Origin of the sequence: Pseudomonas sp. HMSC057H01 (assembly GCF_001836405.1) — a bacterium.
Lineage (GTDB): Bacteria > Pseudomonadota > Gammaproteobacteria > Pseudomonadales > Pseudomonadaceae > Pseudomonas > Pseudomonas aeruginosa.
In genome coordinates, this window is the sequence record NZ_KV828459.1 from 17,320 (window position 1) to 38,501 (window position 21,182).

Genomic DNA, 21,182 nt, shown 5'->3' on the forward strand with positions numbered 1-21,182 from the left:
TGAAAGGAACGACAGGCGACTCAACCGCCGCAGCCGCCGCAACAGCTCTTGGGCGTGGAGCGTTGCAGCAGCTCCTCGTCGCACTTCGGGCAGAACTCGTGCTCGCCGGCCAGGTAGCCGTGCCGCGGGCAGATCGAGAAGGTGGGGGTGACGGTCAGGTACGGCAGGCGGAAGCGACCGAGGGCGGTGCGCACCAGGGTCTTGCAGGCTTCGGCGGAGGAAATCCGCTCGGCCATGTAGAGATGCAGCACGGTGCCGCCGGTGTACTTGCATTGCAGGGCGTCCTGCAGCTCCAGCGCCTCGAACGGGTCGTCGGTGAAGCCCACCGGCAGTTGCGAGGAGTTGGTGTAGTAGGGCGCCTCCGGCGTGCCGGCCTGGAGGATGCGCGGATAGCGCTTGCGGTCCTCGCGGGCGAAGCGATAGGTGGTGCCCTCGGCGGGCGTGGCTTCCAGGTTGTAGAGGTGCCCGCTGTTCTCCTGGAAACCCACCAGCCGCGCGCGCACGTGATCGAGCAGGGCCAGGGCCATCTCGCGCCCGGCTTCGCTGTGCAGTCCCTCGCGGTCGTCGCTGAAGTTGCGCACCATCTCGTGCAGGCCGTTCACGCCGATGGTGGAGAAATGGTTGCGCAGGGTACCCAGGTAGCGTCGGGTGTAGGGATAGAGGCCGGCATCCATGTGCTGCTGGATCACCTTGCGCTTCAGCTCCAGGCTGGCGAAGGCGAGTTCGAGCAGGTGGTCGAGCTGGCGGTAGAGGCCGGCGGCGTCGCCACGGTGGCGATAGCCCAGGCGCGCGCAGTTGATCGTCACCACGCCCAGCGAGCCGGTCTGCTCCGCCGAGCCGAACAGGCCGTTGCCGCGCTTGAGCAGTTCGCGCACGTCCAGTTGCAGGCGGCAGCACATCGAGCGCACCTGGTTGGGCTGCATGTCCGAGTTGAGGAAGTTCTGGAAGTAGGGCAGGCCGTAGCGCGCGGTCATCTCGAACAGGCGCGTGGCGTTGTCGCTGTCCCAGGGGAAGTCGTGGGTGATGTTGTAGGTCGGGATCGGGAAGGTGAACACCCGGCCATGGGCGTCGCCGGCCTGCATCACCTCGATGTAGGCGCGGTTGATCAGGTCCATCTCGGCCTGCAGCTCGCCGTAGGCGAAGGGCATCTCCTCGCCGCCGATGCGCGGCACCTGGTCGCGCAGGTCGTCCGGGCAGACCCAGTCGAAGGTCAGGTTGGTGAAGGGCGTCTGGGTGCCCCAGCGCGACGGCACGTTGAGGTTGTAGATGAACTCCTGGAGGGCCTGGCGCACGCTGGCGTAGTCGAGGCGGTCCTTGCGCACGTAGGGCGCCAGGTAGGTATCGAAGGAACTGAAGGCCTGGGCCCCGGCCCATTCGTTCTGCAGGGTGCCGAGGAAGTTGACCATCTGCCCCAGGGCGCTGCCCAGGTGCTTCGGCGGACCGGCCTCGACCCGCCCCGGCACGCCGTTCAGGCCTTCGTTCAGCAAGGTGCGCAGCGACCAGCCGGCGCAATAGCCGGCGAGCATGTCGAGGTCGTGGATATGCAGGTCGGCGTCGCGGTGGGCGGCGGCGATGTCGGCATCGTAGACCTCGTCCAGCCAGTAGTTCGCGGTGACCTTGCCGGATACGTTGAGGATCAGCCCGCCGAGGGAATAGCCCTGGTTGGCGTTGGCGCGCACCCGCCAATCCTCGCGGGAAAGGTATTCGTTCATCGACGCGGCGACGTCCACCAGGGTCTTGCGCTCGCGGCGCAGCCGGCCGTGGCGTTCGCGGTAGACCACGTAGGCGCGCGCCGTGGGGTAGTGGCCGGCCTCCATCAGCACCCGTTCGACCAGGTCCTGGACCCGTTCGATATCCAGGCAGGCGCGTTCCGGCAGGCGTTCCACCACGCGTTCGGCGAGCGCCTGCGCCTGCTGCGGGTCGAACTCGCCGGTGGCCTGGCCGGCGGCGGCGATGGCGCGTTCGATCTTGCCGGGATCGAAGGGGACTTCACGTCCGTTGCGCTTGAGCAGGGTGGCCGGCCAGGTAGCCTTCCGGGGCTGGATCATTTCAACTTCTCCACAACATGATGTGTTTTGATTTTGCAAAACAACAAGATGTTGTGGATTCTGGCGAGCGACGCCGAGCCGGCGTTGATCTGCGTCAACGTCCGGCGGATTGCCCGGGTTCCATTGGAGGTATTCCCCGTGCCCGGGTGACGGCGTATCAGGCCTGGGCGAGGCGGGCGAAGACCACGTAGTTGTCCAACTGCTGCCAGACCGTGGCGGCCTCGGCGAAGCCCGCCTGGCGCAGGGCGGCGAGATGGAAATCGAGCGAGCAGTCTTCGTCTTCGCTGGCGCGCCTGAGCGGGCGCCGCGCGAAATGGGCGTCGCGCTGCGCCTTCAGCGGGGCCAGCCGGGGGATCTGCGCGGCGCGTTGCCACCAGTCTTCCCAACTGTCCGCGCCGCTGGCCACGGACGCCTGGAGGACCCGCTCGCGGTGCTTCCGGGACAATTCCGCGAGTCCCGGCCAGCGTCGGTCGTAGCGCATGTGGTCGGCGTTCAGCAGCACGCCGCCGGGGGCGAGCAGTTCGCCGGCCTGGGCGTAGAACCCGGCGAGTTCGGCGGGCGACAGCCAGTGCAACGCGGTGGAAGAGAGCAGCGCCGCGGGCCGTTCGCCGGCGAGGGACTCGCGCGCTTCGGCGACCCGTTCGGTCCAGCCTGGATCGGTGAGGTCGCACTCCACCACGCGGACCCGTTCGGCGAAGCCGGCCAGCGCCGTACGCGCGATCTCCAGCAGCATGACGTCGGCGTCCAGCGCCACCACCCGCGCCGCCGGGAAGCGTTCGAGCAGGCGCCGGCCGAGGGAGCCCGGGCCGCAGGCGGCGTCGATGGCGGTGAAGCGCCCGTCGCGGCCGAAGAGGTCTTCGAGCAACTGGAACATCGCCTCGTAGCGCTCCTCGCGCTGGCGAATGTAGCCTTCCTGCTGGCGGTCCCAGCGTTCGAGGAGCGCCATGATCTGCTCGGTTGCGGTCATCTTTCCTCCTGTGGGGCATGCCCGGTTGAGAGTGGGGGCCTGTGCTTCGAGGGATACGGCGAGCGAGACGTTCCCTCGCCTCGATGAAGAAGAAACGGCGGGCATTCTTCATTTGATTAAATGTTATGTTATAACTTATAAATATTCATAATTCATACCTGCCGACCATGACCCCCCATTCCTCCCCGCACCGTCTTCCTCCGCTGCGGCTGGCCCGCGCCGTGCCGTTCCTCTACCTGCTTCCCTGCCTGGCGCTGGCCGCGCCGGTCGACCTGGAGCCGACGGTGGTCAGCGCCACCACTACCGAGCGCAAGCTGCGCGACGCCCCGGCCAGCGTTTCGCTGATCGCCGCCGAGGACCTGCGGCGGCGCCCGGTGCGCGACCTGCAGGAAGCCCTGCGCGGTTCGGAAAGCCTGCAGTTCAACGGCGTCGGCATGTCCCGGCGGGGCATCAGCGTTCGCGGCATGTCCAGCGAGCACACCCTGGTGCTGGTGGACGGCCAGCGGATCTCCACCTCGTCCGGGGCCATCGCCCATTCCGACTTCGACCTCGGCTGGGTGCCGGTGGAGAGCATCGAGCGCATCGAGGTGGTACGCGGACCGATGTCCTCGCTCTACGGTTCGGAAGCCCTCGGCGGAGTGGTGAACGTGATCACCCGGCGCGCCACCGATACCTGGACGGGCAGCGGCCTGCTCGATGGCGGCGTGCGCGAGGACGGCCTCGGCGGGCAGAGCCACCAGCTCGGCGCCTATCTCGCCGGGCCGCTGGTCCCCGGCAAGCTGGGCCTCGCCCTGAACGGCGAGAGCCGCCGCCAGCAGGAAACCCCGGACGCCGACGAGCGCCGGCTCTCCGAGCTGGAAGGCGGCAACGCCGACAGCGGCGGGCTGAACCTCAGTTGGACCCCGGACGACGCCCAGCGCATCGACCTCGGCCACCAGCGCGGGCGCGAACGACGCTGGCGCAACAGCGAGACCGGGGGGCCGCGCTCGCGCTACTACGAGTCGCGCGACGTGATCGAACGCGAGCGCTGGTCGCTCGCCCACAATGGCCAGTGGGACTGGGGCAGCAGCCAGCTGCGCACCTACCGCAACCGCCTGGAGCGGCACAACGCGCGTTCCGACGGACAACCGCCGAGCAACCCGCAGCGCCTTACCGACAGCGTGGTCGACGGCCACCTCAGCGTGCCGGCCTTCGAGCGACATCTCTTCACCCTCGGCGGCGAATGGCGCAAGGAGGAACTGGAGGATCGCTCGGTGAATACCGCCGGCGACGCCAGCGCGCGACACAAGGCGTTGTTCCTGCAGGACGAGATCGCCTTCGGCCCGGACTGGTCGCTGACCCTCGGCAGCCGCTTCGACAAGCACGAGGCGTTCGGCTGGGAAAGCAGTCCGCGCCTGTACCTGCTGCACCACCTTTCCGATGCGCTGACCCTGCGCGCCGGCGTCGGCCGCGGCTACAAGGCGCCGAGCCTGAAGCAGCTATCGCCGGAGTATGCGGCGGTCGGCGGCGGCGGGCGCTTCACTATCTACGGCAATCCCGACCTGAAGCCGGAGACCAATACGTCCTACGAACTGGGCGCCGACTACCAGGGCGACGGCTGGTCGCTGAAGGGCACGGTGTTCGAGAACGATGTCCGCGACCTGATCCAGACCGTCTGCGTAGCGCGCTGCGGGGTGCGCGGCGGCGAGATACGCAACTACGAGAACGTCGACAGGGCACGGATCCGCGGCCTCGAGCTGAGCGGCGGCGTGGACCTGCCGGCGGACCTGCGCTGGGAACTCAACTACACCTACCTCGACGCGCGCAACCGCACCGCCGGCCAGCGCCTCGGCGACCGCTCCCGGCACCTCGCCAACAGCCAATTGCGCTGGAGCCCCAATGCGCGCTTCAGCGCCCAGTTGCGTACCGAATACGTCGGCAGCCAGGTGGCCTACAGCAGCAACGTCGGCTACGCCTTGCCGGCCTACAGCCTGTGGCACCTGGAGCTGAGCCAGAAACTCAGCGAGAACCTGACGCTGCGCGGCGGCATCGAGAACCTTGGCGACCAGCGCCTGGCCGACGACGACACGCACTTCACCTATGCCGAACCTGGGCGGACCTTCCATCTCGGCCTGGTGGCGAGCTTCTGATGCGCCGTTCGCTACTCTTCTGCGGCGCGCTGCTGGCCAGTCTCTGTGCCTGGGCGGAGCCGGCCCAGGTGCGTCTGCTCAGCAGCGATTTCGTCCTCCCGGGCAAGCACCAGCGCCTAGCCGGTTGGGCGCGCGAGGCCGGTGTCGAGTTGCGCGGCCTGCGCCTCGGCATCGGCGAGGCGCCGCCCGGCGACTGGCTGGACGGCGGCGACCTGCTGATCCTCGACACACCGCGTCCGACCGATCGCGCCCAGGTCGAGCAGGCGCTGGGCGAGCGCTTGCAAGGCGGGACGCAACCCTGGATCCGCGTCGGCGGTGGTCCGCCGGGTTTCGGCGACCTGCCGGCGGCGCTGGGCGGGCGCCTGGTCGGCTACTACGCGAACGGCGGCGAAGCCAACCTGCGCCGGCTGTTCGAGGCGGTCCGACGCTGGCATGCCGGCCTGCCCGTCGACGCGTTGCCGGCGCCGCAGCCCCTGGCGCAGGCCGGCTTCTATCATCCCGACGCACCGGCGCCGTTCGCCGGCCTCGCCGACTACCTGGCCTGGGGCGCCTCGCGCTGGGCCAGCGACGCCCCGCGCATCGCCTTCCTGATCCCGCGCGGCGCCATCGCCGATGCCCAGACCGGCGCCATCGACGAACTGTTGCGGCGTAGCGAGCGGCACGGCCAGGCGCCGCTGGCGGTGTGGTTCGACGACAGCGATCCGGAAGCGTTGAGGAAGTCCTTCGCTGGCGCCGATGTCCAGGCGCTGGTCAACCTGCAGCACCTGCAGAACGGCCCGGCGCGCCGTGCCGAGTTCCTCGCGCTGGACGTGCCGGTATTGCAGACCCTCGGCTACCGCGACGGCAACGAGGCCGACTGGCTGGCCGCCGCCAGCGGGGTGGCGCCGCGTACCGCGGCGGCCTTCCTCGGCATGCCGGAAACCTGGGGAATGAGCGATCCGCTGGTGATCAGCGCCCTGGAGAACGGCGAGCCGAAGCTGATGGCCGGGCAGGCCGAGGCCCTGCTGGACAAGCTCGACCGGCTGCTGCGCCTGCGTCGCCTGCCGGCGGCGGACAAGCACCTGGCGCTGATGTTCTGGAACCACCCGGAGGGCGAGAAGAACGTCGCCGCCTCGCATCTCAATGTACCGGCCAGCCTGGCCCGTCTCGGCGAAGCGCTGCGGGCGGCCGGCTACCGGGTTGCGACGAGCGACGAAAGCGCGCTGATCGATACCGCCCAGCGCCTGCTCGGCGGCTACTACCGGCCGCAGACCCTGGACGCGCTGTATCGCGACGGCCTCGCCGCGAGCCTGCCGCTGGACGCCTACCTGCACTGGTTCGAGGCGCTGCCGGCGGATCTGCGCGAGGAGATGCGCGCGCGCTGGGGCGACCCGCGTCGACATTGGGCCTTGCGCGATATCGACGGCCAGCGACGCTTCGTGTTCCCGGCGGCGCGCCTGGGTAATCTGCTGCTGTTGCCGCAGCCGCCGCGCGCCGGCCGTCCGGGCGAGGCCTACCACGACAGCGCGGTGCCGCCGGACCATCTCTACCTGGCGGTCTACCAGTTCGTCCGCGAGGGTTTCGGCGCCGACGCGCTGATCCATTTCGGCACCCATGGCACCCAGGAATGGCTACCCGGCAAGGACCGCGGGCTGGCGGTGGGCGACTACCCGCTGCGGGCGCTCGGCGACCTGCCGGTGTTCTACCCGTACATCCAGGACAACGTTGGCGAGGCGATCCAGGCGCGCCGGCGCGGGCGCGCGGTCACCGTCAGCCACCAGACGCCGTCGTTCGCCCCGGCCGGGCTGTACGACGAACTGCGCGACCTGCACCAGTTGATCCACGAATACCAGCAACTGGACGAGGGCGCGGTGCGCGAACGCAGCGCCGAGCAGATCCGCGCGGCGGTGCGGGCGGCGCACATGAACGACGACCTGGGCTGGAGCGAGGCAGCGATGCGCGAGGATTTCCCGGCGTTCCTCGGCGTGCTCCACGACCACCTGCACCGACTGGCCGGCTCGGCGATGCCGCTGGGGCTGCACACCTTCGGTGTCGCCGCCTCGCCGGAGCTGCGCCTGGGCACCGTCATGCAGCAGCTCGGCGAGCCCTACTACCGCGCGCTCGGTCTCGACCCCGACGAACTGTTCGCCGCCGATTTCAGGGCGCTGCGGGAAGGTCGTGCCTACCGCACGCTGCAACGCTACCTGCGCGACGGCGGCGAGATCGCCAAGGTGGCCGATCCGCGCCTGCGCGAGCAGTTGCTGCGCGCCCGCGAACTGGACCGCCAGCTCGCCGACACCGGCGAACTGGAGGCGCTGCTCGCCGGCCTCGCCGGGCGCTTCGTCGCGCCCGGGCCGGGCGGCGATCCGATCCGCAATCCACAGGTACCCAGCGGGCGCAACCTGTTCGCCTTCGAGGCCGACAAGGTACCGACCCGCGCCGCCTACGAAGCCGGCGCCGAGGCCTTCGGCCAACTGCTGGAAAGCTACCGCGCCGAGCACCAGGGCAGGGCGCCGGAAAAGCTCGCCTTCAGCCTCTGGTCGTCGGAAACCATGCGCCACCTGGGCATCGTCGAAAGCCAGGCGCTGCACGCCCTCGGCCTGCGCCCGCGCTGGGACGCCGGTGGCCGCCTGCTGGCGCTGGACATCGTGCCGGCGGCGGAACTGGGGCGTCCACGGGTGGACGTGGTGCTACAGGTGACCAGTGTCTACCGCGACCAGTTCGACGGCTTCATGCGCCTGCTCGCCGAGGCCATCGAGCGCCTCGCCGCGCTGGACGAGCCGGGCAACCCGCTGGCGCGCAACAGCCAGGCGCTGGAGCGGCGCCTGCGCGAACGCGGCGTCGAAGCGCCACTGGCGCAGCGCCTGTCGCGCCTGCGGCTGTTCGGCAATGCGCTGGGCGACTACGGCACCGGGGTCACGCAACTGACCCTCGACTCCACCCGCTGGGACGACGACTCGGCGCTCGCCGAGCAGTTCCTCGGGCGCTTGCAATACGCCTACGGCAGTCGCGACTGGGGCGTGAAGCTGGATGGCGGCAACCTGTTCGCCGAACAGTTGAAGGGTGTACAGGCGGCGATCCTCTCGCGCTCCTCGACGCTCAACGGCGTGCTCTCCACCGACCACCCGTTCGAATACCTTGGCGGCCTGTCACTGGCGGTACGCCACCTCGACGGCGCCAGCCCGGCGCTGTACATCGCCGACCTGCGCCAGCGCCAGCCGCGCACCGCGGCCGCCGCGCAGTTCCTCGCCAGCGAGCTGCGCGGGCGCTACCTCAGCCCGCAGTGGATCGCCGCGATGCAGCGCGAGGGCTACGCCGGCAGCCTGGAAATGCTCGACCTGGCCAACAACCTGTGGGGCTGGCAGGCGGCGGATCGCACCATGGTCCGCGCCGACCAGTGGCAGGCGTTGCACGACACCTTCGTCATGGACCGCCGCGAGCTGGGTCTCGCCGAGTGGTTCGAAACGCACAATCCGACCGCCCAGGCGCAGATCATCGCGCGCATGGCCGAGGCCATCCGCAAGGGCTACTGGGACGCCAGCGAGCAGACCCGCCGCGAACTGGCCGAGCGCTGGCGGCAACTGGCGGCCGCCGGCGCCGGCGAGGTCGGCGCGGCGACCACCCGTGAATTCATCGAACGGATGGCCGGCGGTTTCGGCGAGGCCGCGGCGCAGGCAGAGGGCGCGGCCGCGTCCGGTGCCGGCGAAACGGTCAGCGGCCGCGTCCTCGAAGAAGTCGCGCCGCCGCCGTCCGGCGAGCCGCAGCCGTGGCTCCGGCTGGCCGCCGCCGTGCTGCTCGCGCTGTTCGCCGCCGGCGCCGTCCGGCAATCCGTAGTCAATCGTCGTCCGATGGAAAATCGCTCATGAATGGTCTGGAAACCAGCCTCTACGAACTCACCCGCCTGTTCCTGCTGCCGGTGCTGCTGTTGATCCTCGCCGCGCTGGCCTACGCCTTCGTCGCCCTCGGCGGCTTCGCCATGGAAGCCTGGCAGCGCCGTCGCGGGCGCTACCGCTCGCGCCTGGCGGCCTGGCAGGCGCTGCATGGCGGCAACAGCGACGACCTCGAACTGTGGATCATGCAGCGCCTGGAATGGCTGCGGATCACCTCGCGCAGCGCGCCGATGCTCGGCCTGGTGGCGACCATGATCCCCATGGGGCCGGCGCTGCTGGCGCTGACCCGCAACGACGCCCAGGGGATCGGCGAGAACCTGGTGGTGGCGTTTTCCGCGGTGATCCTGGCCCTGGTCGCCGCCAGCATCACCTTCTTCATCCTCACCGTGCGTCGCCGCTGGCTGCTCCAGGAACTGCGCGCCGTCGAACGCGCGCGGGAGGCCGGCTGATGCGCTTCCTCGAACACGACGAGGCGGACGACCCGATCCTCTCGATGGTCAACCTGATCGACCTGTTCCTGGTGGTGATCGGCATCCTCCTGATCGTCATCGTGCAGAACCCGCTCAACCCGTTCAGCCAGGACAAGGTGGTGGTGGTCGAGAATCCCGGCGAGGCGGACATGCGCATGCTGGTCAAGGACGGCAAGGAGCTGAAGCGCTACCAGGCCAGCGGCGAGATCGGCGAAGGGCAGGGCAGCCGCGCCGGGGTGACCTACCGCTTGGCCGACGGACGGATGATCTACGTGCCGGAGAGCGGCGGGGAGGCCGGCAAGTAGCGACGCGTACGGCGGAGAGCTGGGACTTTTGCCCGGAGTTCCCGGATAATGGCCGGTTTCCGTTTCTCTTGGTGCTCGCCGTGGAAGTAAAGGTCAATTTTCTCGATAACCTTCGACTGGAAGCCAGGTTCGATGATTTCACGGTGATCGCCGACCAGCCGATCCGCTACAAGGGCGACGGCTCCGCGCCGGGGCCGTTCGACTACTTCCTGGCGTCGTCGGCGCTGTGTGCCGCCTACTTCGTCAAGCTGTACTGCCAGACGCGCAACATTCCCACCGACAACATACGCCTGTCGCAGAACAACATCGTCGACCCGGAGAACCGCTACCGGCAGATCTTCAAGATCCAGGTGGAACTGCCGGCCGACATCTCGGAGAAGGACCGCCAGGGCATCCTCCGCTCCATCGACCGCTGCACGGTGAAGAAGGTGGTGCAGACCGGGCCCGAGTTCGTCATCGAGGAGGTCGACAACCTCGATGCCGACGCCCAGGCGCTGCTGATGCCCGGCACCGATGCCGCCGGCTGCACGCGCATCCCGGGCAAGGACCTGCCGCTGGAGCAGACCATCGCCAACCTGTCGGCCATCCTCGCCGGCCTCGGCATGAAGATCGAGATCGCCTCCTGGCGCAACATCGTGCCCAACGTCTGGTCGCTGCACATCCGCGATGCGCAGTCGCCGATGTGCTTCACCAACGGCAAGGGCGCGAGCAAGGAAAGCGCGCTGGCCTCGGCGCTGGGCGAATTCATCGAGCGGCTGAACTGCAACTTCTTCTACAACGACCAGTACTGGGGAGAAGAGATCGCCAATGCGGCGTTCGTCCATTACCCGGACGAACGCTGGTTCAAGCCCGGCCGCGACGATGCGCTGCCGCTGGGACTGCTCGACGGCCATTGCCTGGCGATCTACGACCCCGACGGCGAGCTGCGCGGCTCGCACCTGTACGACACCAACTCGGGCAATGTGCAGCGCGGTATCTGCGCCTTGCCCTTCGTGCGCCAGTCCGACGGCCAGGTGGTGTATTTCCCCTCCAACCTGATCGAGAACCTCTACCTCAGCAACGGCATGAGCGCCGGTAATACCCTGGCCGAAGCGCAGGTGCAGTGCCTGTCGGAGATCTTCGAGCGTGCGGTCAAGCGGCAAATCCTCGAAGGCGAACTGGCGCTGCCGGACGTGCCGCCGGAGGTGCTGGCCAAGTACCCGGGCATCCTCGCCGGGATCCGCGGCCTGGAAGAGCAGGGCTTCCCGGTACTGGTCAAGGACGCCTCGCTGGGCGGCGAATTCCCGGTGATGTGCGTGACCCTGATGAATCCGCGCACCGGCGGCGTGTTCGCTTCCTTCGGCGCCCACCCGAGCTTCGAGGTGGCCCTGGAGCGCAGCCTGACCGAACTGCTCCAGGGGCGCAGCTTCGAAGGCCTGAACGACCTGCCCCAGCCGACCTTCGAAAGCCATGCGCTGACCGAGCCGAACAACTTCGTCGAGCATTTCATCGATTCCAGCGGCGTGGTGTCCTGGCGCTTCTTCAGCGCCAAGGCCGATTTCCCGTTCGTCGAGTGGGACTTCACCCGGCAGGGCGAGGCTGCCAACGCCGAGGAAGCCGCGACCCTGTTCGGCATCCTCGAAGCCATGGGCAAGCAGGTCTACATGGCGGTGTACGAGCACCTCGGCGCTACGGCCTGCCGGATCCTGGTGCCGGGCTACTCGGAAATCTATCCGGTGGAAGACCTGATCTGGGACAACACCAACAAGGCCCTGGCGTTCCGCGAGGACATCCTCAACCTGCACCGCCTCGACGATGCTGCGCTCGGGGCGTTGCTGGAGCGCCTGGAAGACTGCGAGGTGGACGACTACACCGACATCACCACGCTGATCGGCGTCGAGTTCGACGACAACACGGTCTGGGGCCAACTGACCATCCTCGAGCTGAAAGTGCTCATCGGCCTCGCCCTGAAGCGCTTCGAAGACGCCAAGGAAGGCGTGGAGGCGTTCCTCCAGTACAACGACAACAGCGTCGAGCGCGGCCTGTTCTACCAGGCGCTGAACGTGGTGCTGGAGGTCCTCCTCGACGACGAGCTGGAGATCGCCGACTACGAGGCCAATTTCCGCCGCATGTTCGGCGACGCGCGGATGGACGCCGCGCTGGGCTCGGTGGACGGCAGCGTGCGCTTCTTCGGCCTGACGCCGACCAGCATGAAGCTGGAAGGGCTCGACCGGCACCTGCGGCTGATCGACAGCTACAAGAAGCTGCACGCGGCGCGAGCCAGGATGCAGCCCGTGGTCGACGGCGAGGCCGGCGCTGCCGCGGCTGGCGGCCTCAAGCCTCGGCGCATGGCGATCCGCAAGCGCAAGTGAGGAGGGCGCCGAGGTCAGGGTGCGAGGATGATCATGAGGGAAACTTGATTTCATCACGAAGAAATTGAGTTTGTCTCATGGCATGAGTCTCCCGAGAATCCCTCCATCGACCTTTCGACTGGAGGAACACCCATGGCCCTGGCCCACACTCTCGGCTTCCCACGCATCGGACGCGATCGCGAACTGAAAAAAGCCCAGGAAGCGTTCTGGAAGGGCGAGCTGGACGAGGCCGGCCTGCGGGCCGTCGGCCGGCAGCTGCGCGCCGCCCACTGGCAGGTACAGAAGGACGCCGGCATCCAGTTGCTGCCGGTCGGCGATTTCGCCTGGTATGACCAGGTGCTGACCCATTCGCTGACCTTCGGCGTGATCCCCGAGCGCTTCCGGGCGCACGGCGAGGCCGGGCCGACCCTGCATACCCTGTTCGGCATGGCCCGTGGCGTCAGCGACGACAGTTGTTGCGGCGGTGCCCATGCCCAGGAAATGACCAAGTGGTTCGACACCAACTATCACTACCTGGTCCCCGAGTTCAGCGCCGACCAGCAGTTCCAGCTGAGCTGGGAACAACTGTTCGAGGAGGTCGACGAGGCCAGGGCCCTCGGCCACCAGGTGAAGCCGGTGCTGATCGGTCCGCTGACCTACCTGTGGCTGGGCAAGGCCAAGGGCGCCGAGTTCGACAGGCTCGACCTGCTGGACCGCCTGCTGCCGCTCTACGGCCAGATCTTGCGTCGTCTCGCCGGCCAGGGCGTGGAGTGGGTGCAGATCGACGAGCCGATCCTGGTCCTCGACCTGCCGCAGGCATGGAAGAACGCCTTCGAGCGCGCCTACAACCTGCTACAGAGCGAACCGCTGAAGAAGCTGGTCGCCACCTACTTCGGCGGCCTGGAAGACAACCTGGGCCTGGCCGCCAACCTCCCGGTGGACGGCCTGCACATCGACCTGGTGCGAGCGCCGGAACAGTATCCGAGCATCCTCGACCGCCTGCCGGCCTACAAGGTCGTCTCGCTGGGCCTGGTCAACGGGCGCAACGTCTGGCGCTGCGACCTGGAGAAAGCCCTGGAGGTGGTGCGCCATGCCCGGGAGCGCCTGGGCGAGCGGCTGTGGGTCGCGCCGTCGTGCTCGCTGCTGCACAGCCCGGTGGACCTGGAACGCGAAGACGGGCTGGACGCCGAGCTGAAGAGCTGGCTGGCCTTCGCCGTGCAGAAGTGCCGCGAAGTCGCGGTGCTGGCCCGTGCCGCCACTGAGCCGGAAGCCGCCGAGGTGCTTGCCGCCCTGGAAGAGAGCCGTGCGGTCCAGGCCAGCCGCGCTTCCTCGCCGCGAATCCACAAGCCGGCCGTGCAGGCGCGCCTGGCCGCGATCAAGGCAAGCGACGCCCAGCGCCGCTCGCCGTTCGCCGAACGCATCGCCAGGCAGCGTGCCGGGCTCGACCTGCCGGCGTTCCCGACCACCACCATCGGCTCCTTCCCGCAGACCTCGTCGATCCGCCTGGCCCGCCAGTCGTTCAAGCAGGGCAAGCTGAGCGAGGCCGAGTACATCGAGGCGATGCACAGCGAGATCCGCCATGCGGTGCAGATCCAGGAACAACTGGGGCTGGACGTGCTGGTACACGGCGAAGCCGAGCGCAACGACATGGTCGAGTACTTCGCCGAGCAACTGGACGGCTACGTCTTCACCCGCTTCGGCTGGGTGCAGAGCTACGGCTCGCGCTGCGTGAAGCCGGCGGTGATCTATGGCGACCTGAGCCGTCCGCGGGCCATGACCGTGGAGTGGATCAGGTACGCCCAGAGCCTTACCGACAAGGTGATGAAGGGCATGCTGACCGGCCCGGTGACCATGCTGATGTGGTCCTTCCCGCGCGAGGACGTGTCTCGCGAGGTGCAGGCGCGCCAGTTGGCCCTGGCGATCCGCGACGAAGTGGTCGACCTGGAGGCCGCCGGCATCAGGATCGTGCAGATCGACGAGGCGGCTTTCCGCGAAGGCCTGCCGCTGCGCCGCAACGCCTGGCCGCACTACCTGGAATGGGCCACCGAGGCCTTCCGCCTGTGCGCCTCCGGAGTCCGCGACGAAACCCAGATCCATACGCACATGTGCTACAGCGAGTTCAACGATGTGATCGAGTCCATCGCCGCCATGGACGCCGACGTGATCACCATCGAGACCTCGCGTTCGGACATGGAGCTGCTGGAGGCCTTCGAGCAGTTCGACTACCCGAACGAGATCGGTCCGGGCGTCTACGACATCCATTCGCCGCGCGTGCCGAGCCGGGAAGAGATCGTCGCGTTGCTGCGCAAGGCGGCCCGGCGGATACCCGCCGAGCGGCTCTGGGTCAACCCGGACTGTGGCCTGAAGACCCGCGCCTGGCCGGAAACCGAGGCAGCGCTGGTGAACATGGTCGCCGCCGCCCGCGAACTGCGTGGCGACCTCGCCCGCGGCTGACCGGCAGGCCTGGTGAGCGGAACGGGACGCCTGGCGTCCCGTTGCGCATTTGCACGTCGGTTCAGCGCGGAGCGTCCACCAGCGCCCGTAGCACATGGTCTTCCCAGACCCCGGCGATCTTCAGGTAGGCGCGGGCGTAGCCCTCCCTCTCGAAGCCGAGGCTTTCCAGCAGGCGCTCGCTGCGTGCGTTGCGCGGCAGGTGGCTGGCCATGATCCGGTGCAGGCCGAGCTGCTCGAAGCAATACCGGTTGGCTACCCGCAGGGCACGCGCCATCAGGCCGCGGCCCTGAGCCGCAGCGGCCAGGGAAAAGCCCAGGTGGCAGGCCTGGAATACCCCGCGGACGATGTTGGTGTAGCTGCAGCGCCCCAGCACCTCGCCGTCGTCGGGATCGAGCAACAGCAGGAGAAGCGCCTCGCCTTCGTCCATGCTCGCCACCTGTAGCAGGGTGCGGGCGCGGGCATTGTCCAAGGAAAAATACGCCGGGTCGCGCAGCGGCTCCCATGGCGCCAGGTACTCGCGGTTGGCGTTCTCGTAGCGGCTGGTCCGGACGAAATCGTCGGGTTGCAGCGCGCGCAGGAGGAAGTCCGCGTCGCGATGCAGTATCGGCACCTGCCGCCGGTTGCCCGGCAAGCCCCTCGGGTAGCCGGGCGGGAAGGGCGCCAGGGCGGACTTGAAGTCATTCATAGAACTTGCCCGCCAGCATCAGTTGCGCCGCGCGCCGCCAGGCATTCTCCGGCCTGGAATAGCCCGGCAGGCCGTCGCGGGAGTCCTCGCCCCAGGTCGCGGCGGCATCGAGGAAGCCACCGATGCTGCCGTTCTCCCAACCCAGCGGGCTGGGGCCGAACGGCTTCGGCGGGTTGGCGGCGGCGAGGCGGCGGTCTTCCTCCCAGTCCGCCGCCAGCGCGGCGAGGAAGCGCAGGTAGCCCGCTTCGTCCTCGACCTGTTCGGCCAGCGCGTAGAGATCGGTTGCCATGTGCTTCCTCCTGGAGGTGGGGTTCGGGGGACGACGGCGCGAGGTCGGAGCGCGGTCAGGCCGGGCGCCTCTGGCCAATGCCGGCCTTGGCCACCGCGATCGGCAGGGCGTAGCGATCATAGCGCGGGCCGGCGCTTGCGTGGCTGATGGCGCGGGCGCGGGGCCACGCCCGGCAGGGGACGGACGGTGCCGCGGGCGCCGAGGAAAATTGCCGGACCCCGATCTACACTGGCGTGTAGCGGCAGGACGACTATCTCCGGTTCTCCACTCCCTCGCGATGGACAGGTGCCATCAAGGAGTCGTGCGCGATGCTCTTCGGCAGAAAAAGCAGGGCGGTCGAAAGCGCCGCCAAGGATGAAGATGTAGCGTGGCGACTCGAGGCCATCGGGCAGAACGTCGCCACCATCCGATTCACTCCCGATGGCCAGATACTGTCCGCCAACCCGCTGTTCCTCGCGGCGGTCGGCTATTCGGCGGACGAACTGGTCGGCAAGCACCACCGGATCTTCTGCGAAGAGGACTACCAGGCCTCTGCCGCCTACGTGCGCTTCTGGAAGGAACTGGCCAGCGGCACGCCCCAGCGCGGTGTGTTCAAGCGCCTGCGACGCGACGGGTCGCCGATCTGGCTGGAGGCCACCTATTTCCCGGTGAAGAATGCCGAAGGGGCGGTCGTCGAGGTGCTGAAGATCGCCGCCGACGTGACCCGCAACCATTCCGAACTGCTCCTGCTCAACGCGATCAACGACTCCATACGCCAGTCCATGGCCGTCATCGAGTTCACCCCGGACGGCGAGATACTCGATGCCAACGAAAACTTCCTGCGTCTCTTCGGCTACAGCCTCAAGTCGCTCAAGGGCCAGCACCACCGCATGCTCTGCTTCGACGAGTTCTATCGGGAGAACCCGGATTTCTGGGCCCGGTTGCGGCACGGCGAATTCTCCCGCGGGCATTTCGAGCGCCGCACCGCCTCCGGTGAGCGGGTACATATCGAAGCCACCTACAACCCGGTCAAGGACGGTTCGGGGCGGATAATCAAGGTCATCAAGTTCGCCATCGACGTTACCGAACAGGTCAATCGCAACGAGGAAGTACGGCGCGCCGCCGAGCTGTCGTTCTCCACCGCGGAAGAGACCGCGCAGATTTCCACCCGCGGCATCGACTCCCTCGACCAGTCCGTCGCCCTGTCGGCCAAGACCCTGTCGATGGTCAACACCGCCGTCGGCCTGATTTCCCAGCTCACCCACCAGACCAAGGACATCGAGAACATCGTCACCACCATCCAGAGCGTCGCCGAACAGACCAACCTGTTGGCCCTCAACGCCGCCATCGAGGCTGCTCGCGCCGGCGACATGGGGCGCGGCTTCGCGGTGGTCGCCGACGAGGTGCGGCAACTGGCGGCGCGCACCAGCGGCGCCACGGTGGAGATCAAGAACGTGGTCACCGAGAACGTCAAGCTGACCCAGCAGATCAACCACAACATGCAGACCATCGAGTCCAGCGCCCAGGAGAACAACAACCAGATCACCACCGTGGCCGGCATCATGCAGGAGATCAGCAAGGGCGCCGAGCACGTGGCGCGGGTGGTGTCGAGCCTGTTCAAGTGACCTCGGCGCAGGCCTCCGGCGGCCGATAGCGGCGCAGGCGTCGAGCATCCGCCCGCCTTTGTGGCATGGCCATGGCCGTCATTTACTTTGAACGTATCTTCGAGCCGTTCGGTCGGACCTGAAAAAGCGGCATCCGCCGCGCCGATGCACCGACCGTGAGGCTTGTACCATGACCAATCCGGAGCCGGCGGACCTGCCGATCAGCCTGCTGATCAATGGCCAGCGCCGAGAGCTGAGAGTACCCCCGTGGCTGACGCTGCTCGACCTGCTGCGCGAGCGGCTCGACCTGGTGGGCAGCAAGAAGGGCTGCGACCACGGCCAATGCGGCGCTTGCACGGTGTTGCGCAACGGTCGCCGGATCAACGCCTGCCTGACGCTGGCGGTGATGTGCGACGGCGATGCACTGACTACCATCGAAGGTCTGGCCGAGGGTGATCGCCTGCATCCCCTGCAACAGGCGTTCATCCGCCATGATGCCTTCCAGTGCGGCTACTGCACGCCCGGACAGATCTGTTCGGCCCTTGGCCTGGCGAGCGAGGGGCGGGCGCGCTCGCGGGCGGAGATCCGCGAGGGCATGAGCGGCAACCTGTGCCGCTGCGGCGCCTACGGCAATATCCTCGACGCCGTGGAAGACGCCTTGCCGCTGCTCGATCGCGACGGACAGGGAGGGCAGCGCGCATGACGCCCTTCGCCTATGCCAAGCCGGCCGACATCGAGCAGGCGCTGGGCCTCGCCGGCCCGGAGTCGCGCTACATCGCCGGCGGCACCAACCTGCTCGACCTGATGAAGGAAAACGTTGCCAGGCCCCGGCGACTCATCGACATCACCGGCCTCCCGCTGCGCGACATCCGCCGGACGCCCACCGGCGGCCTGCTGGTCGGAGCCCTGGTCAGCAACGCCGAACTGGCCTGGAATCCCGCCGTGGAGGCGGACTATCCCTTGCTAGCCCAGGCGATCCTCGCCGGCGCATCGCCGCAGTTGCGCAACATGGCCAGCACCGGCGGCAACCTGTTGCAGCGTACCCGCTGCCAGTATTTCTACGACACCGGCACGCCATGCAACAAGCGCGAGCCGGGCAGCGGATGCCCCGCGCGCAGCGGGCTGAACCGCAACCATGCGATCCTCGGCGCCAGCGAACACTGCGTGGCGGTACATCCATCCGACCTGTGCGTGGCGCTGGCGGCGCTGGAGGCTCAGGTACTGGTGCGCGGCCGCGCTGGCGAGCGGCGGGTCGCTTTCGCCGACTTCCATCGCCTGCCGGCGGACACGCCCGAGCGCGACAACTGCCTGGCCGTCGACGAACTGGTCACCGCCATCGAGCTGCCAGCGCCGCGCTTCGCGCGGCATTGCCACTACCTGAAGGTGCGCGACCGGGCCTCCTACGCCTTCGCCCTGGTCTCGGTGGCGGCGGCCCTGGAACCGGACGGCGAGCGCATTGGCGAACTGCGCCTGGCGCTCGGCGGCGTGGCCCACAAGCCATGGCGCGTCGCAGAGCTGGAGGAACGTTTCAGGGGCCACCCGGCGAACCGGGACAGCTATGTCCGCTTCGCCGAAGCGCTGCTGCGTGACGCCAGGCCGCTGGCCCACAACGCCTTCAAGATCGGATTGGCGCGCAACGCCATCGTTCGCGCACTGGAAGAAGCCCACTCGGGAGGGATCGGCCAATGAGCAGCCTGCCACACAGCACCGGGCAAGCCCTGGATCGCGTCGACGGGCCAGCCAAGGTCACCGGCCAGGCTCGTTACGCCGCCGAATATCCTGCCGCCGACCTGCTCCACGGCAGCGTGGTCAGCAGCGACGTCGCCCGCGGCCGGGTGCGCGGCATCGACTGTGCGGCGGCCCTGGCGGTACCCGGGGTGGTCGCGGTACTGCATCACCTGAACCGGCCGCCGATGGCGGGCGACGACGAGCCCTACAAGGACGCCGATGCCGCCGAAGGCGAACCCTTCCGCCCGCTGTTCGACGACCGCGTCCTGTACAGCGGCCAGCCCCTTGCCCTGGTCCTGGCACGGAGCCTGGAACTGGCCCGCTACGCGGGCTCGCTGCTGCGCATCGATATCGAGCCCGAGCCGCACCAGACCGACCTGCTGGCCGCCCTCGAACAGGCCCATGAGGCTCCCGCCGAACTGCCCGCCGAGCGCGGCGATTTCTACACCGCCTACCGCGCCGCGCCGATTCGGGTCGAGGCCAGCTACAGCACGCCGATCGAGCACCACAATCCCATGGAACCGCACGCGTCCACGGTCATCGTCCAGCCCGACGGCAGCCTGCTGGTGCACGACAAGACCCAGGGGACGCAGAACAGCCAGGCCTACCTGCAAAAGGTCTTCGGCCTGCCCGCCGACAAGGTAAGGGTCTGTGCCGCCTACGTCGGCGGCGCCTTCGGCTCCGGCCTGCGTCCGCAATACCAGTTGACCCTGGCGGTGATGGCGGCGCTGCAACTGCGGCGGTCGGTGCGCGTAGTGCTGACCCGCCAGCAGATGTTCACCTTCGGCTACCGGCCGCGCACCCTGCAGCGCCTGCAACTGGGCGCCGATGCCGAGGGGCGCCTGCTTGCGCTGGGCCACCAGGCGACAGCGCAGACCTCGCGCTTCGAAGACTTCACCGAGCACGTGGTGGAGTGGAGCGGCATGCTCTATCGCTGCGAGAACCTTTCCCTGGCCTACCGTCTGGTGCCGCTGGACGTCTATACCCCGCTGGACATGCGCGCCCCCGGCGCGGCGCTGGGATTGATCGGGCTGGAATGCGCGATGGACGAACTGGCGGTGCGGCTCGGCATGGACCCCATCGCGCTGCGCCGGTTCAACTTCGCCGAGCGCAACGGCAACGAGGACAAGCCGTACTCCAGCAAGGCGCTGCTGGCCTGCTACGAGGAGGGCGCCCGGCGCTTCGGTTGGCAGGCCCGCGACCCACGGCCACGGAGCATGAGCGAAGGGCGCCAGTTGCTCGGCTGGGGCATGGCCGGCGGCGTCTGGGAGGCCATGCAGAGCAAGGCCAGCGCGAGGGCGCGGCTGGAGGCGGACGGCCTGCTGCGGGTGGCCAGCGCGACCACGGATATCGGCACCGGCACCTACACGGTGATGACCCAGATCGCCGCCGACGCCGCTGGCATGGCGCCGGAAGAGGTGCGCTTCCAGCTTGGCGACAGTGCGTTGCCCAAGGCTCCATTGCAGGGCGGCTCGTTCACCGTCTCGTCGGTCGGTTCCGCCGTCCGCCTGGCCTGCCTGCGCCTGCGCCAGGCCCTGGTCGCCCATGCCAGGGCCCGCCATCCGGAGCTGGCCGGCGCCGCCGAAGAGCGCTTCCGCATATGCCGTGGCCATCTGGAAGCGGGCGATACGCGATACGCCCTGGCCGACCTGCTGCAAGGGCTGCCGGAAGACGCGTTGCAGGTGGAGGTGGAAGCTGAACCCTCGGCGCGGCGCAAAGGCTACGCCACCGCGACCCATTCGGCGGTATTCGTCGAGGTGCGGATCGATGAAGCCCTCGGTACCCTGCGTGTGAGCCGGGTGGTCAGCGCGGTCGCGGCGGGGTGGGTGATCAACCCGAAGACCGCTCGCAGCCAGATACTCGGCGGGGTGGTCTGGGGCCTGGGCATGGCCTTGCAGGAGGAAACCCAGGTCGACCATGCGCTGGGCCGCTGCATGAACCACAACCTCGCCGAGTACCACATCCCGGTTAACGCCGATATTGGCGATATCGAGGTGATCTTCGTCGACGAACCCGACGATATCGTTAACGAACTGGGCTCCAAGGGCGTCGGCGAAATAGGCATCGTCGGCGTCGCCGCCGCAGTGGCGAATGCCGTGTACCACGCCACCGGCCGCCGCCTGCGCGACTTCCCGCTGACCGTCGACAAGTTGCTCGGCTGAGCCCGGCAGCCTGCGCAAGCAGCTTGGCGGCCACCCGCCGGGTCGCCGGGCTTGACTCTCCCCCAAGGGGAAGATCGCAGGCCCCGCTCGCCACCCGCAACGGAGTCGAACACGACATGCCGCCGACAGCCTCGGTGACGCCCTCGCCGAGCGCTACCGCGAT

The 21,182-nt window shown here is 68.4% G+C and carries 13 protein-coding genes and 2 pseudogenes; 11 read left to right on the top strand and 4 right to left on the bottom strand.

What is annotated here, in order from left to right:
• Positions 1 to 20: 20 nt before the first annotated feature.
• Complete coding sequence (locus HMPREF2581_RS12835; protein WP_003088215.1) at positions 21 to 2,048, bottom strand: ribonucleoside triphosphate reductase; 2,028 nt, start codon at positions 2,046 to 2,048, stop codon at positions 21 to 23.
• A gap of 157 nt (positions 2,049 to 2,205) precedes the next feature.
• Complete coding sequence (locus tag HMPREF2581_RS12840) at positions 2,206 to 3,015, bottom strand: class I SAM-dependent methyltransferase (protein ID WP_003088221.1); 810 nt, start codon at positions 3,013 to 3,015, stop codon at positions 2,206 to 2,208.
• A gap of 167 nt (positions 3,016 to 3,182) precedes the next feature.
• On the opposite strand from HMPREF2581_RS12840, the gene HMPREF2581_RS12845 reads away from it, so the two are divergent.
• From HMPREF2581_RS12845 to metE, 6 genes are all read left to right on the top strand, one after another.
• Complete coding sequence (locus tag HMPREF2581_RS12845; RefSeq protein WP_003139815.1) at positions 3,183 to 5,144, top strand: TonB-dependent receptor domain-containing protein; 1,962 nt, start codon at positions 3,183 to 3,185, stop codon at positions 5,142 to 5,144.
• Complete coding sequence (gene cobN / locus HMPREF2581_RS12850) at positions 5,144 to 8,989, top strand: cobaltochelatase subunit CobN (RefSeq protein WP_003139813.1); 3,846 nt, start codon at positions 5,144 to 5,146, stop codon at positions 8,987 to 8,989. The genes HMPREF2581_RS12845 and cobN overlap by 1 nt, the downstream gene beginning before the upstream one ends.
• Positions 8,986 to 9,462, top strand: a complete 477-nt coding sequence (locus tag HMPREF2581_RS12855; protein WP_003088234.1) for a MotA/TolQ/ExbB proton channel family protein — start codon at positions 8,986 to 8,988, stop codon at positions 9,460 to 9,462. The genes cobN and HMPREF2581_RS12855 overlap by 4 nt, the downstream gene beginning before the upstream one ends.
• Positions 9,462 to 9,788 (top strand): DUF2149 domain-containing protein, encoded by a 327-nt coding sequence (locus HMPREF2581_RS12860; RefSeq protein ID WP_003088238.1) that lies wholly within the window; start codon positions 9,462 to 9,464, stop codon positions 9,786 to 9,788. The genes HMPREF2581_RS12855 and HMPREF2581_RS12860 overlap by 1 nt, the downstream gene beginning before the upstream one ends.
• 80 nt (positions 9,789 to 9,868) lie before the next feature.
• Positions 9,869 to 12,139: an OsmC domain/YcaO domain-containing protein gene (locus HMPREF2581_RS12865; protein ID WP_024082579.1), complete on the top strand. Its 2,271-nt coding sequence runs from the start codon at positions 9,869 to 9,871 to the stop codon at positions 12,137 to 12,139.
• A 132-nt stretch (positions 12,140 to 12,271) separates the two neighbouring features.
• Positions 12,272 to 14,572, top strand: a complete 2,301-nt coding sequence (metE, locus tag HMPREF2581_RS12870) for a 5-methyltetrahydropteroyltriglutamate--homocysteine S-methyltransferase (protein WP_003139809.1) — start codon at positions 12,272 to 12,274, stop codon at positions 14,570 to 14,572.
• 61 nt (positions 14,573 to 14,633) lie between these two features.
• Here metE and HMPREF2581_RS12875 read toward each other — a convergent pair whose 3' ends face one another.
• A complete protein-coding gene (locus HMPREF2581_RS12875; protein WP_003139808.1) occupies positions 14,634 to 15,203 on the bottom strand; it encodes a GNAT family N-acetyltransferase in 570 nt (189 codons plus the stop codon).
• A 46-nt stretch (positions 15,204 to 15,249) separates the two neighbouring features.
• The gene (locus HMPREF2581_RS12880) at positions 15,250 to 15,546 is read right to left on the bottom strand and encodes a DUF7660 family protein (protein ID WP_003088248.1); all 297 of its coding nucleotides are present in this window, start codon (positions 15,544 to 15,546) and stop codon (positions 15,250 to 15,252) included.
• Between the two features lie 308 nt (positions 15,547 to 15,854).
• Between HMPREF2581_RS12880 and HMPREF2581_RS33835 the strand changes: the two are divergent.
• The 5 genes and pseudogenes from HMPREF2581_RS33835 to HMPREF2581_RS12900 all read left to right on the top strand — a co-directional run.
• Positions 15,855 to 16,622, top strand: a pseudogene (locus HMPREF2581_RS33835) (PAS domain-containing protein); the annotation flags it as partial.
• A gap of 183 nt (positions 16,623 to 16,805) precedes the next feature.
• Positions 16,806 to 17,150, top strand: a pseudogene (locus tag HMPREF2581_RS33840) (methyl-accepting chemotaxis protein); the annotation flags it as partial.
• A gap of 169 nt (positions 17,151 to 17,319) precedes the next feature.
• Entirely contained in the window at positions 17,320 to 17,832 is a 513-nt protein-coding gene (locus HMPREF2581_RS12890; protein WP_003088271.1) for a (2Fe-2S)-binding protein, read from the top strand.
• Positions 17,829 to 18,818, top strand: coding sequence for an FAD binding domain-containing protein (locus HMPREF2581_RS12895; RefSeq protein ID WP_003102358.1), 990 nt, complete (start codon positions 17,829 to 17,831; stop codon positions 18,816 to 18,818). Before HMPREF2581_RS12890 ends, HMPREF2581_RS12895 begins: the two co-directional genes overlap by 4 nt.
• A complete protein-coding gene (locus HMPREF2581_RS12900) occupies positions 18,815 to 21,019 on the top strand; it encodes a xanthine dehydrogenase family protein molybdopterin-binding subunit (protein ID WP_003139804.1) in 2,205 nt (734 codons plus the stop codon). Before HMPREF2581_RS12895 ends, HMPREF2581_RS12900 begins: the two co-directional genes overlap by 4 nt.
• Positions 21,020 to 21,182: the final 163 nt, after the last annotated feature.

What these genes read in the sequence shown, in the direction of transcription:
- HMPREF2581_RS12835 (WP_003088215.1), bottom strand. Translation starts at nt 2,048, where the DNA reads ATGATCCAGCCCCGGAAGGCTACCTGGCCGGCCACCCTGCTCAAGCGC.
- HMPREF2581_RS12840 (WP_003088221.1), bottom strand. Translation starts at nt 3,015, where the DNA reads ATGACCGCAACCGAGCAGATCATGGCGCTCCTCGAACGCTGGGACCGC.
- HMPREF2581_RS12845 (WP_003139815.1), top strand. Translation starts at nt 3,183, where the DNA reads ATGACCCCCCATTCCTCCCCGCACCGTCTTCCTCCGCTGCGGCTGGCC.
- cobN (WP_003139813.1), top strand. Translation starts at nt 5,144, where the DNA reads ATGCGCCGTTCGCTACTCTTCTGCGGCGCGCTGCTGGCCAGTCTCTGT.
- HMPREF2581_RS12855 (WP_003088234.1), top strand. Translation starts at nt 8,986, where the DNA reads ATGAATGGTCTGGAAACCAGCCTCTACGAACTCACCCGCCTGTTCCTG.
- HMPREF2581_RS12860 (WP_003088238.1), top strand. Translation starts at nt 9,462, where the DNA reads ATGCGCTTCCTCGAACACGACGAGGCGGACGACCCGATCCTCTCGATG.
- metE (WP_003139809.1), top strand. Translation starts at nt 12,272, where the DNA reads ATGGCCCTGGCCCACACTCTCGGCTTCCCACGCATCGGACGCGATCGC.
- HMPREF2581_RS12880 (WP_003088248.1), bottom strand. Translation starts at nt 15,546, where the DNA reads ATGGCAACCGATCTCTACGCGCTGGCCGAACAGGTCGAGGACGAAGCG.
- HMPREF2581_RS12890 (WP_003088271.1), top strand. Translation starts at nt 17,320, where the DNA reads ATGACCAATCCGGAGCCGGCGGACCTGCCGATCAGCCTGCTGATCAAT.
- HMPREF2581_RS12895 (WP_003102358.1), top strand. Translation starts at nt 17,829, where the DNA reads ATGACGCCCTTCGCCTATGCCAAGCCGGCCGACATCGAGCAGGCGCTG.
- HMPREF2581_RS12900 (WP_003139804.1), top strand. Translation starts at nt 18,815, where the DNA reads ATGAGCAGCCTGCCACACAGCACCGGGCAAGCCCTGGATCGCGTCGAC.